Genomic DNA, 15,866 nt, shown 5'->3' on the forward strand with positions numbered 1-15,866 from the left:
CGCCCCCCTATGCCTCGCCGGCCCAGGCCGGGCGGCGTTTTTCCAGGAAGGACCTTGTGCCCTCGATGCCTTCCTCGGTGGTGACGCAATCGGCGAAGACCTCGGCGGCGAATTCGATCATCGCCGCGTCGTCGAGCAGCGATGCGGCGTTGAGCACCCGCTTGGTGCCCGCCAGCGCGCCCGGCCCGCAGCGCCGCACGGCGCGCTCGATCTCGGCGAGGCGCGCCTCGATCGCCGCATCGTCCTCGCACAGGTGATGCGCGAGGCCGAGTGCCGCCGCCTCCCGCCCGTCGATCCGCGCGGCGGTCAGCGCAAGCCGGCGCGCCTGCGACAGGCCAAGCCGCCGCACCACATAGGGGGCGATCTGCGCCGGGGCGACGCCGATGCTCGCCTCCGGCATGGCGAATCGCGCGTCGGGCCGGGTGAGGGTGATGTCGGCCGCACAGGCGAGGCCGAAGCCCCCGCCCATCGCCGCCCCCTCGACCACCGCGACGACCACCTGCGGCGCGTGGTTGACGGCGCGGAACAGCTCCCCGCCCAGGCGGTTGCGCTCGCGCGCCGCGACGCGTGGATCCGCGTTCGGGTCGTGCAGGCTCTGGTCGCGCTCGCGCATGTCGCCGCCCGAACAGAACCAGCCGCCGGCGCCGCGCAGCACCACCAGCCGGACCGAGCGGTCATCGACCAGCGCCGCGAACAGCGCGCGCATCTCCCGGTTCAACGCGGCGCTCATGGCGTTGCGGCGTTCCGGCCGGGTGAACAGCACGTCGAGCCGCATGCCGCGGCGGGCAAGCGCCAGCGCCTCATGCTGGCCGATGGTGATTTCCATCTTCCTGCTCCCCGCCGTCACATGCGCGCCGCGCCGAAGGTGATCGGGCTCAGCGGCCGCAGCGCGCCCTCGCGGCAGATCGACAGGCAGAGCCCGAGCACCCGGCGCGTGTCGCGCGGATCGATGATGCCGTCGTCCCACAGCCGCGCCGTGGCGTAGAGCGCGGTGGAGACGCGGTCGTATTTCTCGATTATCTCGCGGCGCAGGGTGGCGATCCGCTCCTCCTCCACCGGCTTGCCGGCGCGCTGCAGCTTCGCCTCGGTCACGGTGCACAGCACGCCGGCCGCCTGCTCGCCGCCCATCACCGCGATGCGCGAATTGGGCCAGGAGAACAGGAAGCGCGGGTCGAAGCTGCGCCCGCACATGCCGTAGTTGCCGGCGCCGAAACTGCCGCCGACGATGACGGTGATCTGCGGCACGGTGGCGTTGGTGACCGCCTGGATCATCTTCGAGCCGTGCTTGACGATGCCCTCGGTCTCGGCCTCCCGCCCCACCATGTAGCCGGTGGTGTTCTGCAGGTAGATGATCGGGATGCCCGACTGGCAGCACAGCTGGATGAACTGCGCCGCCTTGACCGCGCCGCGCTGCGTGATCGGGCCGTTGTTGCCGATCAGCCCGCAAGGGTGGCCCTCGATCCGGCCGCGGCCGCAGATGGTGTAGGGATCGAAGGCGGCCTTGAACTCCAGGTAGTCGGAATCGTCGAGGATGCGCGCGAGGATCTCGCGCATGTCGTAGGGCGTCTGGTGGTGGGGCGGCACCAGGCCGAGCAGCTCCTCGGCCGCGTGGCGCGGCGGGCGGGCCGGCGGCACCGCGAGCGCCGGCCGGCGGTCGTTCCAGTACAGCTTCTCCACCACCTCGCGCGCCAGGGCGATCGCGTCGGCGTCGTCCTCCGCGAGGTATTCGGTGGTGCCCGGCCCGGTCGCGTGCATGTCGGCGCCGCCGAGCTCCTCGTCGTCGGCGATCTCGCCGGTGGCGGCGCGCAGCAGCGGCGGGCCGGCGAGGAAGACGCGGGCGCGCCGCCGCACCATGATGACATGGTCCGACATGCCGGGCACATAGGCGCCGCCGGCGGTCGAGCTGCCATGCACCACCGTCACCTGCGGAATGCCGGCGGCCGACAGCCGCGCCTGGTTGAAGAACTTGCGGCCGCCGCGGACGAAGGTCTCCTCCTGGCGGAACAGGTTGCCGCCGCCGCTCTCGACCAGCTGGATCAGCGGCAGCTTCTCGCGCAGGGCGATGTCCTGCGCGCGCAGCGCCTTCTCGGTGCCCATCGGCACCGTGGTGCCGCCCTTGATGGCGCTGTCATTGGCGATGACCATCACGCGCGTGCCCGCGACCTGGCCGATGCCCACGATCAGCCCGCCGCCGAGCACCTCCTCCACCCCGTCATCGTCATGCATGCCGAGCCCGGCAAGGGAGGAGAGGGCGAGAAAGGGCGCGCCGGGGTCGAGCAGCAGCTCGACCCTCTCGCGCGGGAGCAGCTGGCCGCGGCGGCGGAAGCGTTCGCGCTCGCGCTCCGAACGCTGCCGCACCTTGTCCTCGAGCGCGCGGAAGCGGGCGATCTCCGCCAGCATCCGCTCACGGTTGTCGTGGAAGGCGGGCGCTGCGGTGTCGAGCCGCGATTCGATCACCGGCATCGCCGGACCTCCCGCCGCCTCAATGCCGCTGCCGCTGCCGGTGCGACAGGCCCATGTCCTTGGCGATGATCTGCATCATCACCTCATTGGCCCCGCCGCCGATCGAGCTGATGCGCGAATCGCGGTAGATGCGCGAGACAGGGTTCTCCCACATGAAGCCCTGGCCGCCCCAGAACTGCAGGCAGCCGCTCGGGATCACCTGCAGCAGCTGGCCCGCCTTGAGCTTCGCCATCGAGGCCAGCCGCGTGACGTTGCCGCCATTCACGTAGATCTCGACCGCGCGGTAGATCAGCGCGCGCAGCGCCTCGATCTCGGTCTGCCATTCGGCGAGCTTGAACTGGATCCACTGGTTGTCGAGCAGGGCGCGCCCGAAGGCCTGGCGCTGGCCGGTGTATTCGGCCGTCATCGCCACCGCGTCCTCGAGCTGCGTGATGCTGCGCGTGGCCCCGTAGAGGCGTTCCTCCTGGAACTGCTCCATCTGGTAGATGAAGCCCTTGCCTTCCTCCCCGATGCGGTTGCGGACCGGCACGCGCACCTCGTCGAAGAAGATCTGCGCGGTGTCCGAGCAGCGCAGGCCGAGCTTGTCCAGCACGCGCGCCACGGTCACGCCCTTGGTCTTCATCGGCACGACGATGAGCGACTTGTTGCGGTGCGGCGCGCCCTCCTCGCCGGTGTTGCACAGCAGGCAGATCCAGTCGGCCTGGGCGCCGTTGGTGATCCACATCTTGCCGCCGTTGATGACGTAGTCGTCGCCGTCGCGCCGCGCATGGGTGCGGATGCTCGCCACGTCGGAGCCCGCGCCCTCCTCGCTGACGCCGATCGCGCCGACCATGTCGCCGGCGATCAGCGGCGCGAGGAATTCCCGCCGCAGCTCGTCCGAGCCGTGCTTCGCGAGCGCCGGGCAGCACATGTTGGTCTGCACCCCGATCGAGGTGGACACGCCCTGCGCCGCGACATGGCCGAGCTCCTCGGCCATCACCGTCTCGTAGGAATAGTCGAGGCCGAGGCCGCCGAAGGACGGCGGGCGGGTGATGCCGAGCAGCCCGGCCTTGCCCAGGATCTTCATCACCTGGTGGGCGGGGTAGCGGCCGGCCTTCTCCCACTCATCGACATGGGGATTGATCTCCTCCTTCACGATCCGGGCGATCGTGCGGCGGATGGCCTCGTGTTCCTCGGTGAACAGCATGCGCGTCTCCTCGTTGTGTCGCTCAGAGCGTCTGGATCAGGGCGTCCACGGCGACGCCGCCGCGCCCGCGCGGGTGCAGGATGAAGGGGTTGACGTCCACGCCGAGCAGCCGGTCGCGGTGGCGGTCGGCGAAGACCGACAGCCGCGCGAGTGCGGCGGCCAGCGCCTCGACATCGGCCGGCGGCGCCCCGCGCGCGCCTTCGAGCAGCGGCCAGGCGCGCAGCTCGCGCAGCATCCGCATCGCCTCGGCCTCGCCGAAAGGCGCGACGCGGAAGCTGACATCGCCGAGCGCTTCGACATGGATGCCGCCGAGCCCGGCCATCACCACCGGGCCGAAGACCGGGTCGCGGTGGACGCCGAGGATCATCTCGGTGCCCCGCCCGACCATCGGGGAGACGATAACGCCCTCGATGCGCGCGCCGGGCGCCTTCTCCCGCGCCGAGGCGCTGACGCGCGCGAAGGCGTCGCGCACCGCCGCGGCCGAGGCGAGTCCGAGCGCCACGCCGCCCACCTCGGTCTTGTGGGCGATGTCGGGGGAGAGAATCTTCATCGCCACCGGGAAGCCCAGCGTCTCGGCCGCCGCCGCCGCCTCCTCCGCCGAGCGGGCGAGGCGGTCGGGGACCATCGGGATTCCGGCGCCGGCGAGGATCGCCTTGGCCGCGCGCTCGTCGAGCGGGCCCGCCGGCAGATCCGGCTGCGGCGGCAGGACCGGCGGCGGCCCGGCCGCGCCGCGTTCGGCGAAGGCGCGCCCGAAGCGCACCAGCGCGGCGATGGCGCGCGTCGCCTCGACCGGGTCGCGATAGACCAGCATGCCGCGCTCCTCGAGGCTGCGCCGGACCTCCGGCGCGGCATCCATGGCCAGCGCGAAGACGCGGTCCGCGAACTCGGCCGACAGCGCCTCGAAGATCGGGCGCAGCCGCTCGACGAAAACGGGGTTGCGGCCGAGATGGGCCATGAACAGCACCGCCGTCGGGCAGCCGCCCTGCTGCATCAGGATCCGCAGCGACTTCGGCCACAGCGAGAAGTCGTGCAGCGCCGCGCCGGTCAGGTCCACCGGGTTGCGCAGCCCGCCCGCCGGCACCAGCGCGCGCAGCTCCTCCTGCGCCGGGGCCGGCAGCTCCGGCACGTCGAGCCCCTCGCGCCGCGCGGTGTCGGCGGTGAGCACGCCCGCCCCGCCCGAGATGGTCAGCACGCCGAGCGCCGGCGTGGTCGGGAAGCGCCCGAGGTTGCAGGCGTAGCCGATCGAGAGGAACTCCTCGAGCGAGCGGGCGCGGTGCACGTCGTACTGGCGGAACAGCGCGTCATAGACCTCGTCCGCGCCGGCCAGCGAGGCGGTGTGCGAGGCGGCCGCCGCGGCGCCGACATCCGAGGCGCCGACCTTCATCATCACCACCGGCTTGCCCAGCGCGCGGGCGCGTTCCAGCGCGACCACCAGCGCCTGCGGCCGGCCGCAGCCCTCGATATAGGCGAGCACGACGCGCGTCTCGGGATCCTCGAGCGCATAGGTCAGGGTGTCGGTGAAATCCACATCCGCCTGGTTGCCCGTGGTGGCCCAGAGGTTGATCCCGATCCCCTGGTCGCGCGCGAGGCCGAGGCAATAGGAGCCGAAGGCGCCGGACTGGCTGACGATGCTGACCCCGCCCGGCTTCGGCCAGTTGCCCGAGACGATGTAGGTGAAGGAGGCGATGAGCCGCCGGCGCACGTTGATCGTGCCCATGCAGTTCGGCCCCATCAGGCGCATGCCGTGCCGGCGCGCCAGCGCGACGAGGCTCTCCTGCGCCTGCCGCCCCGCCTCGTCCACCTCGGCGAAGCCGGCGCTGAACACCACCGTGGCGCGCACGCCCTTGGCCGCGCAGGCCTCGATGGCGCCATGCACGTCGCGCGTCGGCACCGAGACGATGGCGAGATCGACCTCGCCCGGCACATCCACGATGGAGCGATAGGCGGGCAGGCCCTGCACCGTCGGGTAGTTCGGGTTGACGGGCAGGATGCGGCCCTCGAAGCCGGCCTCGATCAGGCCGGCGACGGGGCGGCCGCCGATCTTGAGCGGGTCGGCCGAGGCGCCGATCACCGCCACCGAGCGCGCATCGAAGAAGGGCGCGACCGTGCCGGTCGCGGGCCAGCAGCCGACGGTCACGGACGCCGCGCCCGGCAGCGGCAACCGCTCCGCATCGCGCGCCGCGATCCGCAGCCCGCGCCGGCATGCCGCGCCGCGGCCCGCAAGCGAGTCGTCATCCTGAACTTCCCCACCCATGGCCGCGGCTGCGTCGCGCCGCGTGCCTCATTCTTGTGGTCCAATCATTGAGGGCCGGAACAGGGTTGTCAAGGACGCCGGGACGGCTGGCGCGACAGCGCCCTCATGCCGCAAGATGGCGCGGCGGGCGCAACGCGCCGGCGCATATGGGGAGGAGGCCAGGACGCATGTCCGATCTGCCGAAGCGCGTCGAGTTCCACGAGGAAGGCCCGCGCGAGGGCTTCCAGATCGAGCCGCGGATCTATCCGCTCGAACAGCGCGCGGCGCTGGTCGAGGCGCTGGCCGAGACCGGCCTCAAGGCGGTGCAGGTCGCCTCCTTCGTCTCGCCCAGGGCGGTGCCGCAGATGGCGGATTCCGAGGCGCTCTTCGCCGCCATCCGCCGCCGCCCCGGCGTGCGCTACGAGGCGGTCTGGCTAAACGAGCAGGGCTTCGAGCGCGCGCGCGCCACGCCCGGCGTCGATCTCGCCGGCAAGATCAGCCTCTATGCCTCCGACGCCTTCGCGCGGCGCAACAACAACTGCTCGGCCGAGGAGATGCGCGGGCGCGTGCTGCGCTGGCTCGACCTCTATGCCGAGGCGGGGCTGACGGTCGAGCGCGCGCTGGTCATGGCCGCCTTCGGCTGCAATTTCGAGGGCGAGATCCCGCCGCGCCGCGCGGTGGACGAGCTGGTCTGGGCGCACCGCATCTGCGCCGAGCGCGGCATCGTGCTGCCGAAGGTCTATCTCGCCGACACCATGGGCTGGGCCAATCCGCAATCGGTCCGCCAGCTGGTGGGCATGCTGCGCGAGGCGCTGCCCGCCACGCGCATCGGCCTGCACCTGCATGACACGCGCGGGCTCGGCGCGGCGAACGTGCTGGCGGCGCTCGAGATGGGCGTCGATCTGTTCGACAGCTCGATCGCCGGGCTCGGCGGCTGCCCCTTCGCCGGGCATGGCGACAGCAGGGGCGCGGGCAACATCTGCACCGAGGACATGGTGTTCCTCTGCCACGAGATGGGCATCGAGACCGGCCTCGACCTCGAGAAGCTGATCGAGGCGGCGCGCCTCGCCGAACGCATCATCGGCCGTCCGCTCGGCGGGCATGTCATGCATGCCGGCTCGCTCGCGGCATACCGCGCGCGGGCGGGTGCCGCCGCCGGCCACGGCTGATCGCAACCAGGGGCGGGACATCCGCGAGGGAACCACGAATGAGCTTCATACCGACCGAGGAGCAGCAGGCGATCTCCGACGCCGCGCGCCGCTTCGCCGCCAGCCGGCTCGCGCCCGGCTACCGCGCGCGCGAACAGGCCGGCGCGCTCGATCGCGCGCTGCTGCGCGAGATGGGCGGCCTCGGCCTGATCGCGCCCGAGATGCCCGAGAGCCATGGCGGCCTCGGCCAGTCCTGCGTGACCGCGGGGCTGGTGGTCGAGGCGGTGGCCCATGCCGACATCAATGTCAGCTACGTCCAGCTGCTCGGCTCGCTGATGGGCAGCATCATCCTGCGCCACGCGGCGCCGCCGCTGGCGCAGGACTGGGTGCGGCGCATCGTCGGCGGGGAGGCGATCGTCGCCATCGGCCTGACCGAGCCGCGCGGCGGGTCGGATGCGGCCAACCTCGCGCTGCGCGCCGAGCGCGCCGGCAATGGCTGGGTGCTGTCGGGCGAGAAGACCTCGATCAGCTGCGCCGACCAGGCCGAGGGGATCGTCGTCTTCGCCCGCAGCGGCCGCCCCGAGGACGGCGCGCGCGGCATCAGCGCCTTCCTCGTGCCGCTCGACGCGCCGGGCATCTCGCGCTCGCGCTTCGACGATTTCGGCACCTGCGCGGTGGGCCGCGGCTCGGTCTTCTTCGACGGCGTGAAGGTGCCGGCCGACCACATGCTCGGCGAGGAGAACCGCGGCTTCGTGCAGGTCATGCAGGGCTTCGACTACAGCCGCGCGCTGATCGGGCTGCAATGCATCGCCGCCGCGCAGGCCTCGCTCGACGAGAGCTGGGCCTACATCCAGGAACGCCGGACCTTCGGCGCGCCGCTGGCGCAATACCAGGGCGTGACCTTCCCCCTCGCCGAGGGGGAGACCATGCTCGCCGCGGCGCGGATGCTCTGCTACCAGACCCTGGCGCTGCGCGACCACGGCCTGCCGCACACCTCGGAAGCGGCGATGTGCAAGTGGCTCGCCCCCAAGACGGCGGTGGAGGTGATCCACCAATGCCTGCTGACCCACGGCCATGCCGGCTATTCGAAGGACCTGCCGCACCAGCAGCGGCTGCGCGACGTCATGGGCCTCGAGATCGGCGACGGCACGGCGCAGATCATGAAGCTGGTGATCGCGCGCGAGAGGATCGGGCGCGTCGCGGTGCAATACGCGCGGCAGGGCTGATGCCCCGCCGCGCCGGCGCGGGGCCTCCGTTCAGCCCTGCCGCTGCTCGGGCGTCAGGCTCTTGGCCTGCTCGCGCAGCTGGAACTTCTGGATCTTGCCCGAGGGCGTCTTGGGCATCTGCTCCACCACTTCGAGCCGTTCGGGCAGATACTGCTTGGCGATCTGCTCGCGCAGCAGGAAGGCGTTGAGTTCCGCCAGGCTCGGCGCGCCGGCGCCGGGCCGCGGCACGACGAAGGCGCAGGCCCGCTCGCCGAGCCGCGCATCCGGCATGGCAACCACCGCCGCCTCCTGCACCGCGGGGTGGCGGTAGATCAGGCCCTCCACCTCGACGACGGGAATGTTCTCGCCGCCGCGGATGATGATGTCCTTGGCGCGGCCGGTGATGCGGACATAGCCGTCGGCATCCAAGCGCGCGAGGTCGCCGGTCTCGAACCAGCCCTCGGCGTCCGTGGCGAACCATTCCGGCCGGCGCAGATAGCCGACGAAATTGCTGGCGCTGCGGATCTGCAGCCGGCCCTCCTGATCGGCCGACAGCGGCTGGCCTTCCGCATCCACCACCCGCAGCTCGACGCCGGGCAGCGGGCAGCCATCGGTCTCGAAGGCCTTCTCGGGCGGGTCGTCCGGCCGGGTGGTGGTGGCGGCGCCGTTCTCGGTCATGCCCCAGGCGGAGATGATGGTGGCGCCGAGCGACTCGGCGGCGCGCCGCGCCAGCACGCGCGGGATCGGCGCCCCGGCCGAAAGGAACATCCGCAGGCTGCGGACCGAGGCGGGCCGGCGCGCGCCCACCTCCGCGAGATCCGACAGGAAGGGCGTCGAGGCCATGGTGAAGGTGACGCCCTCGGCCTCGATCAGGTCGGCCGCCTCCTCCGGCTGCCAGATGTCCTGCAGCACCACCTTGGCGCCGAGCAGGATCGGCGCCATCAGCCCGTACATGAAGCCGGTCTGGTGCGCCATGGGCGAGGACATCATCAGCACATCCGCCGCCCCGAGGCCGATGCGCCCGATATAGCCGCGGACATTGCTGAACAGCGTGTTGGAGGTGTGCATCACCCCCTTCGGTTCCCCGGTGGTGCCGGAGGTGAAGAGGATCTGCACCACATCGTCGGCCGCCGGCCGGCCGGCGGCGAAGATCGCGCGCGCATCGGCCCCGGGCTGCGGCGCCAGGAGCTGGTCGAAATCCTCCTCGCCCTCGCCGCCGACCACCAGCAGCCGGGCGAGCCGCGGCAGGCGCGGGCGCAGCGTCCGCGCCATCGCCGCGTGATCGAAGCCGCGATACAGCCGCGGCACGATGAACACCTTGCTCTCGGCCAGGGCGAGCATGAAGCCGAGCTCGCGCTCGCGGAAGATCGGCATCAGCGGGTTGGTCACCGCGCCGATCCTCAGGCACGCCAGGTGCAGGGCGGTGAACTGCCACCAGTTGGGCAGCTGGAAGGAGACCACGTCGCCGCGCCCCACCCCCATCCGCGACAGGCCGAGCGCGATGCGTTCCGCCCGCGCGGCGAGCTCGGCATAGGTCAGCGAGGCGCGCTCGCCGGTCAGGCTGTTGCGGCCGACGATGGCGGTCGCGCCCGGTTGCGCGGCGACCGCCGCATCCAGGCTGTCGGTCAGCAGATGGTCGCCCCACAGCCCCGCCGCGCGCATGGCGCGGATGCGGGATTCGGGCAGGATCGGGTCGAACTGCATGGACGTTGCCTCCGTTGATTGGGGGCCCGCCCTGTCAGTCGCGCCGGGCGAAACTCCGGCCGATCAGCTGGCGGTGCACCTGGTTCGTACCTTCCCATATCTGGGTGATCTTGGCGTCACGGAAAAGGCGCTCGACCCGGTAGTCCTGGATGTAGCCGTAGCCGCCATGCATCTGGATCGCGTCGGTGGCGATCCGCATGGCGAGGTCGGAGGCGCGCATCTTCGCCATCGAGGATTCGAGGCCGTAGCCCTCCTCGCCGTCCTCCATCACGCCGCACAGGTAGTCGAGCCACGCCTCGGCCATGGCGAGGTCGGTCGCGGCATCGGCGATGGTGAACTGGTTGGCCTGGAAATCCACGATCCGCCGGCCGGAGGAGCGGCGGTCATTGGCATAGGAGACCATGTCGCGGAAGGCCGCCCGCGCGATGCCGAGCGCATGCGCCGCCACCGAGGGGCGCGAGCGGTTGAGCGCGGCGAACAGCAGCTTCAGCCCCTCCCCCGGCGCGCCGATCAGGTTGGCGCGCGGCACGCGGCAGCCCTCGAAGGCGAGCGCGGCGGTGGAGGATGCGCGGTGGCCGAGCTTCTCCTCCAGCCGCAGCACCTTGTAGCCCTGCACCGCCTGCCGCTCGATCACCAGCAGGCTGATCGCGCCCTTGGGGTCGGCGATGCCCTCCCACTTGCCGAAAAGAAGCAGGAAATCGGCCACGTCGCCGCTGGTGATGAAGACCTTGCCGCCATCGACCACGATCTCGTCGCCCTCGGGGCGGAAGCGCGTGGTCATGGCGGTGGCGTCCGAGCCGCCGACCGCCTCGGTGATGGCGAGCGCGCCGAGCGCGCCCTCGGCGATGCGCGGCAGCACGCGCGCCTTCAGCGCCTCGGAGCCGAAATCCATCAGCGGGCCGAGCGCATGGTAGTTGGTCGCATAGATGATGGCGGTGGCGGCGCAGGCCTCGGCGAGGAGCTTGACCACCTCGAGATAGGCGCGGAAGCGCAGCCCCACCCCGCCATGGGCCTCGGGCAGGAAGATGCGGTTGAGGCCGAGCTCGTTGATGCGGCGGATGTTGTCCCAGGGGAATTCGCCGCTGCGGTCGTGATGGGCCGCGCGCGGGGCGATCTGCTCGGCGCAGAGCCGACGGACCTGGTCGAGCAGCAGCGTCTCCTCCGCGGTCCAGCCGCGGCGGCGTTCGATGCGTTCGAAGATGGGGTTCATGGGTTCCTGCCTTTCCTGCGCTGGCGCCGCCCGGTCATGCCGGCCGCATGCCGGAACGGCGGACGACATCGCCCCAGCGCTCGATCTCGCGGGTGATGAAGGCTGCGATCTCCGGCGGCGACATGGGCTCGCCCGGATTGGCGCCGAGTTCGGCGAAGCGCGCGCGCAGCGCCGGTTCGGCCAGCGCGGCGATGATGGCCTCGTTCAGCCGCGCCACCGCCTCGGGCGGCGTGCGCGCGGGCGCGAGCGCCGCGTTCCAGGTGCGGCAGTCGAAGCCCGCGACGCCCGCTTCCTCGAGCGTGGGCACGCCGAGGAAGACCGGCGAAGGGGTGCGGGTGCTGATCGCGAGGGCCCGCACGCTGCCCGAACGCACCAGCGCCGAGGCGGTGGAGACCGGGTCGAACATGAACTGGATCTGTCCCGCCACCAGATCCTGCAGCGCCGGGCCGTTGCCGCGATAGGCGACGTGCAGGATGTCCACCCCGGCCAGCAGCCGCAGCAGCTCGCCCGCCAGGTGCGGCGTGCTGCCCACCCCGGCCGAGCCATAGGTGAAGGCGCCCGGCCGCGCGCGCAGCAGCGCCAGGAAGGCGCGCGCATCCGCCGCCGGCACCGCCGGGTGGACGATCAGCGCCATCGGCACCTCGCTGAACATGGCCACCGGGGCGAAGTCGCGCTCGGTGTCGTAGGGCAGGGAGGGCAGCAGCGTCGGGTTGACCGTGTGGCTGGTGGTCGCCACCAGCAGCGTGTAGCCGTCGGGCGCCGCGCGCGCGACGAATTCCGAGCCGCCGACGACCCCGCCGCCGGTGCGGTTCTCGACCACCACGGGCTGGCCGAGCCGGGCGGTGATCGCCTGCGCCACGAGGCGGGAGACGACATCGGTGCCCCCGCCCGCGGCATAGGGCACGACAAGACGCACCGGACGGTCGGGAAACGCCGCCGATGCGGGCGCCGCCAGCGCCACGCCGCCCATCCCGGCCATCAGCGACCGGCGCGAGATGCCAGGATTGTGCTTGTTGTTCATCGCCGCCTCCTCCCTGCCTTGTGGCGGGCGCGGGCGGTGGTCCGCCCGCGCCCGTGATGGTCCGGTTTCCCGCCGTCGCGCCTCAGCGGAAGGGCGAGAAGTCCGGCTTGCGCTTCTCGACGAAGGCGCGCTTGCCTTCCATCGCTTCCTCGGTATGGCCGAAGCCGTCAAGCGCGGACATCGCCATCTTGGTGGTGCCGTAGGCATGGGCCGAATCGGCGTTGAAGGAATACTTCAGGAACTTGATGGCGGTCGGGCTCAGCGCCGCGATCTCCGCCGCCCAGCCCTTGGCCTCGGTCATCAGCTGGGCCTGCGGCACGATCTTGTTGACGAGGCCCATCTCCTTCGCTTCCTCCGCCGTGTACTGGCGGCAGAGGAACCAGATCTCGCGCGCCTTCTTCTCGCCGACGATGCGCGTCAGCAGCGCCGTGCCCCAGCCGGCGTCGAAGGAGCCGACGCGCGGCCCGGCCTGGCCGAAGCGGGCATTGTCGGATGCGATGGTCAGGTCGCACAGCACATGCAGCACATGGCCGCCGCCGATGGCGAAGCCGTTCACCGCCGCGATCACCGGCTTGGGGATGTCGCGGATGGTGTTCTGCAGCGTCTCGACCTCCCACAGTCCGTTGGCGCTGGTGCCGTAGCCGCCGGTCTCGACGTATTCCTTCTGGTCGCCGCCGGTGCAGAAGGCCTTGCTGCCCGCGCCGGTCAGGATCACGCAGGCGACCTTCTGGTCCACCCAGGCGCGCTGGAGGGCATTGATGAGCTCCTCCACCGTGCGGCCGCGGAAGGAATTGTAGCGGTCGGGCCGGTTGATGGTGATGATCGCCGTGGAATCCTCCACGGCATAGAGGATGTCGGTGTAGTCCATCGGTGTATTCTCCTGGAGATGGGCGAGAAGGGAAGGCGCGGGGCGCGGCGGCCCCGCACCCGTCACGACATGGTCAGCCCGCCCGAGACGCTGAGCGTCTGGCCGGTGATGTAGCGCGAGCGGTCGGAGGCGAAGAACACGATCGCATCGGCGATCTCCTCGGGCTTCGCCACGCGCTTCAGCGGGATGACGCGGGCCAGCGCCTCGCGCATCCGCTCGGGCTGGGCGGCAAAGAGCGGCGTGTCGGTCGGCCCCGGGCAGACCACGTTGCAGGTGATCTCGTGGCGCGCCATCTCGCGCGCCAGCGACTTGGTGAAGGCGATGACGCCGCCCTTGGCGCCGGCATAGACCGTCTCGCCCATGCTGCCGACGCGCCCGGCGTCGCTCGCCACCGTCACCACCCTGCCGCCGCCGCCCTCCATCATCGGGTCGAGGAAGGCGCGCACGAAGCGCACGCAGCCGAGGTAGTTGATCTGCACGATCTGTTCCCAGAACTCGGGCGGATTCTTCACGAAGGGCTCGATGCGGTCCCACCCGGCGGTGCTGATCACCGCATCGGCGCGCTTGACCTTCGCGTGCACGCCGGTGGCGAAGGCGGCGACCGCCTCGGGCTTGGTGACATCGAGCGGCAGCGCCTCGGCCTGGCCGCCGGCGGCGGCGATGCGCGCGGCCGTCTCGCGCGCGCCCTCGAGGTTGAGGTCGCCGATGAAGACGCGCGCCCCGACCTCGGCCAGGGCGAGGCAGGTGGCGCGCCCGATGCCGGAGGCGCCGCCGCTCACTACGGCAACCTTGTCGTTGAGTTTCATCTCTCGCTCCTACTTCCGTCTGCTTTCAAGGAAGGCCGAGACGCGCTTGCGCGCCTCCTCCGTGGTCATCAGCCGCCGCGTCGCGTCGTGCTCCATCGCGTAGCCGTCCGGGGCGCGGTCGGTCGAGGCGCGGATGCACGCCTTGCAGGCGGCCAGCGCCGGCCCCGCGAGGCCGGCCACCTGGTCGGCCAGCGCGCGCGCGCGCGCCGGCAATTCGGCGCCCGGCACCGCCCACTGGACGATGCCCAGGCGTTCGGCGGTGGCGCCGTCCACCATGTCGTTGGCGAGGATGATGCGCGCCGCGACGCCGGGCCCGCACAGCCGGGTCAGCCGCTGCGTGCCGCCGGCGCCGGGGATCAGGCCGATGCCGGCTTCCGGCAGCCCGATCCGCGCCTCCTGCGCGGCGATCCGCAGGTCGCACGACAGCGCCAGTTCCAGCCCGCCGCCGAGCGCCGGGCCGTTGATCTCGGCGATGGTGACGAGCGGCAGCCGCTCGATGCGGTCATAGAGGTGATGGAAGGCCGCGACATGGCGCAGCATGTCGCGCACCCCGTCCTCGGCGCCGAACCGCCCGCCGATCTCCTTGAGATCGGCGCCGGCCGAGAAGAACCGCAGCGCGCTGCGGATGTGCAGCGCGCGCGGCAGGCCCTCGCGCTCGATCCCGTCGAGCAAGCGGTTGAAGCCGGCGAGGAACTCCTCGCTGATGGCATTGGCGGGCGCCCGGTTCATCGTCACCACGACGACGCCCTCGCGCCGCTCGACCTCGAACATCACGATCCCTTTCCTTCCTTCCTGCGGGCGCCTCAGCCCATCCGGCAGGCCGCCGAGGGCGGCGGCGTCGCCTCGGCGGCCGGCAGCGTCATCTCGATCGCCCGGTGCACGCGACCGCCGTCGCGCACCACGCGGCCCATCAGGTTCGGCATCACCAGCTGATGGTCCTCGGCGCGCATGCGCACCATGCCGAAGGGCGATTCGAATTCGAGGCCGTTCATCGCCCGCGCCACCTTGTCCGGATCGGTGCTCTCGGCCTTGCGGACCCCCTCGAAGATCAGGCGCATGCCGGTATAGGTCTCGGCCTCGTATTCGCCGGGGTCCTGGTTGAAGCGGCGGCGCCAGGCCTCGACGAAGCGGCGGTTCTGCGGCGTGTCGAGGGAGGCGTCGTAGTTGATGACGCCATAGGAGCCGACCACGTCCTCGCCCGCCGCGCGCAGCGTCGTCGGCACGATGTAGGCGTGCCCGACGATCGTCAGCTCCGCCGACAGCCCGAACTGCCGCGCCTGCTTGGCGAAGTTGATCGCGTCCCCGCCCGAGAGCACCACCCACACCCCCTGCAGCCCGGCCGCCTTGAGCTGCGAGATGTAGGGCGCGTAGTCGCGCGTGCCGAGCGGCGGGAAGACGCTGAGCGCGACCTCCTTGCCGGCGTCCTGCGCCGCGCGGGTGAAGCCGGCCGCCGAATCGCGGCCCCAGACGTAGTCCGCCGCGCAGATGCCCCATTTGCGCTCCGGCCGGCCGCGCAGCCACGGCCCCACCACCATCAGGTCCATCGCATCGGAATGGTTGGCGCGGAACAGCCGCCGCCCGCAGGCCTCGCCCGTCAGCCGGTCGGCCTTGTTGACCGTCGAGACATAGAGCGCGTTCCACCGCTCGAGCTGGCCCGCGATGGCAAGGCCGCTCGCCGAGGAGATCGCGCCGATCAGCAGGCCGTGGCCGCCGAGGGCCAGGCGCTCGGCGGCGCGGCGCGCGGCGTCGGGGTTGCTCTGCTCGTCGCCGATGCGGAACTCCACCTGCCGCCCGTCGATGCCGCCGGCGGCATTGGCCTCGTCCACCGCGAACTGCACGCCGCGGATCACCTCCTCGCCCAGCACGGCATAGGCGCCGGTTTGCGAGGTGGGCACGCCGACGCGGATCGGCTCGCGCCGCGCCTGGGCGCGCGCCGCCCCGGCGAGCCCGGCGGCGAATGCGCCGAAGGCGGCGGCGCCGATGATCGCTTCTCTCCTGGTGCGCATGACGTTCCTTCTCTTC

The 15,866-nt window shown here is 71.8% G+C and carries 13 protein-coding genes; 2 read left to right on the forward strand and 11 right to left on the reverse strand.

From position 1 onward, the window contains the following. Positions 1–7 precede the first annotated feature (7 nt). The 4 genes from QWZ14_RS04530 to QWZ14_RS04545 are packed head-to-tail and all read right to left on the reverse strand — an operon-like array spanning position 8 to position 5,786. Positions 8–826 carry an enoyl-CoA hydratase-related protein gene (locus QWZ14_RS04530; protein ID WP_290315381.1) on the reverse strand — a complete coding sequence of 273 codons (819 nt, stop codon included), beginning with the start codon at positions 824–826 and terminating at the stop codon, positions 8–10. Between the two features lie 17 nt (positions 827–843). Beyond that, on the reverse strand, positions 844–2,463 hold the full coding sequence (locus QWZ14_RS04535; protein ID WP_290315382.1) for an acyl-CoA carboxylase subunit beta: 1,620 nt from the start codon (positions 2,461–2,463) through the stop codon (positions 844–846). 19 nt (positions 2,464–2,482) lie between these two features. Then, the gene (locus QWZ14_RS04540; protein WP_290315384.1) at positions 2,483–3,649 is read right to left on the reverse strand and encodes an acyl-CoA dehydrogenase family protein; all 1,167 of its coding nucleotides are present in this window, start codon (positions 3,647–3,649) and stop codon (positions 2,483–2,485) included. A 22-nt stretch (positions 3,650–3,671) separates the two neighbouring features. Then, positions 3,672–5,786 carry an acetate--CoA ligase family protein gene (locus QWZ14_RS04545; protein ID WP_290315385.1) on the reverse strand — a complete coding sequence of 705 codons (2,115 nt, stop codon included), beginning with the start codon at positions 5,784–5,786 and terminating at the stop codon, positions 3,672–3,674. 284 nt (positions 5,787–6,070) lie between these two features. Between QWZ14_RS04545 and QWZ14_RS04550 the strand changes: the two genes are divergently transcribed. Continuing rightward, a complete protein-coding gene (locus tag QWZ14_RS04550; RefSeq protein WP_290315386.1) occupies positions 6,071–7,051 on the forward strand; it encodes a hydroxymethylglutaryl-CoA lyase in 981 nt (326 codons plus the stop codon). Positions 7,052–7,089: 38 nt separating this feature from the next. Next, on the forward strand, positions 7,090–8,256 hold the full coding sequence (gene aliB / locus QWZ14_RS04555) for a cyclohexanecarboxyl-CoA dehydrogenase (RefSeq protein ID WP_090571625.1): 1,167 nt from the start codon (positions 7,090–7,092) through the stop codon (positions 8,254–8,256). Positions 8,257–8,286: 30 nt separating this feature from the next. On the opposite strand, the gene aliA is transcribed toward aliB, so the two are convergent. The 7 genes from aliA to QWZ14_RS04590 form a co-directional block, all read right to left on the reverse strand. Continuing rightward, entirely contained in the window at positions 8,287–9,939 is a 1,653-nt protein-coding gene (gene aliA / locus QWZ14_RS04560) for a cyclohexanecarboxylate-CoA ligase (RefSeq protein ID WP_290315388.1), read from the reverse strand. 34 nt (positions 9,940–9,973) lie between these two features. Continuing rightward, a complete protein-coding gene (locus tag QWZ14_RS04565; protein ID WP_290315389.1) occupies positions 9,974–11,149 on the reverse strand; it encodes an acyl-CoA dehydrogenase family protein in 1,176 nt (391 codons plus the stop codon). A 34-nt stretch (positions 11,150–11,183) separates the two neighbouring features. Continuing rightward, positions 11,184–12,170 (reverse strand): tripartite tricarboxylate transporter substrate binding protein, encoded by a 987-nt coding sequence (locus QWZ14_RS04570; protein WP_290315390.1) that lies wholly within the window; start codon positions 12,168–12,170, stop codon positions 11,184–11,186. A gap of 82 nt (positions 12,171–12,252) precedes the next feature. Then, entirely contained in the window at positions 12,253–13,038 is a 786-nt protein-coding gene (locus tag QWZ14_RS04575; protein ID WP_290315391.1) for an enoyl-CoA hydratase-related protein, read from the reverse strand. Positions 13,039–13,100: 62 nt separating this feature from the next. After that, positions 13,101–13,844, reverse strand: coding sequence for an SDR family NAD(P)-dependent oxidoreductase (locus tag QWZ14_RS04580; protein WP_211847640.1), 744 nt, complete (start codon positions 13,842–13,844; stop codon positions 13,101–13,103). 9 nt (positions 13,845–13,853) lie between these two features. Continuing rightward, positions 13,854–14,615: an enoyl-CoA hydratase/isomerase family protein gene (locus QWZ14_RS04585; protein ID WP_290315471.1), complete on the reverse strand. Its 762-nt coding sequence runs from the start codon at positions 14,613–14,615 to the stop codon at positions 13,854–13,856. Positions 14,616–14,647: 32 nt separating this feature from the next. Beyond that, positions 14,648–15,850: an ABC transporter substrate-binding protein gene (locus tag QWZ14_RS04590; RefSeq protein ID WP_290315392.1), complete on the reverse strand. Its 1,203-nt coding sequence runs from the start codon at positions 15,848–15,850 to the stop codon at positions 14,648–14,650. Positions 15,851–15,866 lie beyond the last annotated feature (16 nt).

Origin of the sequence: Paeniroseomonas aquatica, from assembly GCF_030409335.1 — a bacterium.
In the GTDB taxonomy this organism is placed as follows: Bacteria; Pseudomonadota; Alphaproteobacteria; order Acetobacterales; family Acetobacteraceae; genus Belnapia; species Belnapia aquatica.

Coding starts and splice junctions, on each gene's coding strand:
- QWZ14_RS04530 (WP_290315381.1), bottom strand. CDS start 826: ATGGAAATCACCATCGGCCAGCATGAGGCGCTGGCGCTTGCCCGCCGC.
- QWZ14_RS04550 (WP_290315386.1), top strand. CDS start 6,071: ATGTCCGATCTGCCGAAGCGCGTCGAGTTCCACGAGGAAGGCCCGCGC.
- QWZ14_RS04575 (WP_290315391.1), bottom strand. CDS start 13,038: ATGGACTACACCGACATCCTCTATGCCGTGGAGGATTCCACGGCGATC.
- QWZ14_RS04580 (WP_211847640.1), bottom strand. CDS start 13,844: ATGAAACTCAACGACAAGGTTGCCGTAGTGAGCGGCGGCGCCTCCGGC.
- QWZ14_RS04535 (WP_290315382.1), bottom strand. CDS start 2,463: ATGCCGGTGATCGAATCGCGGCTCGACACCGCAGCGCCCGCCTTCCAC.
- QWZ14_RS04585 (WP_290315471.1), bottom strand. CDS start 14,615: ATGTTCGAGGTCGAGCGGCGCGAGGGCGTCGTCGTGGTGACGATGAAC.
- aliA (WP_290315388.1), bottom strand. CDS start 9,939: ATGCAGTTCGACCCGATCCTGCCCGAATCCCGCATCCGCGCCATGCGC.
- QWZ14_RS04565 (WP_290315389.1), bottom strand. CDS start 11,149: ATGAACCCCATCTTCGAACGCATCGAACGCCGCCGCGGCTGGACCGCG.
- QWZ14_RS04570 (WP_290315390.1), bottom strand. CDS start 12,170: ATGAACAACAAGCACAATCCTGGCATCTCGCGCCGGTCGCTGATGGCC.
- QWZ14_RS04540 (WP_290315384.1), bottom strand. CDS start 3,649: ATGCTGTTCACCGAGGAACACGAGGCCATCCGCCGCACGATCGCCCGG.
- aliB (WP_090571625.1), top strand. CDS start 7,090: ATGAGCTTCATACCGACCGAGGAGCAGCAGGCGATCTCCGACGCCGCG.
- QWZ14_RS04590 (WP_290315392.1), bottom strand. CDS start 15,850: ATGCGCACCAGGAGAGAAGCGATCATCGGCGCCGCCGCCTTCGGCGCA.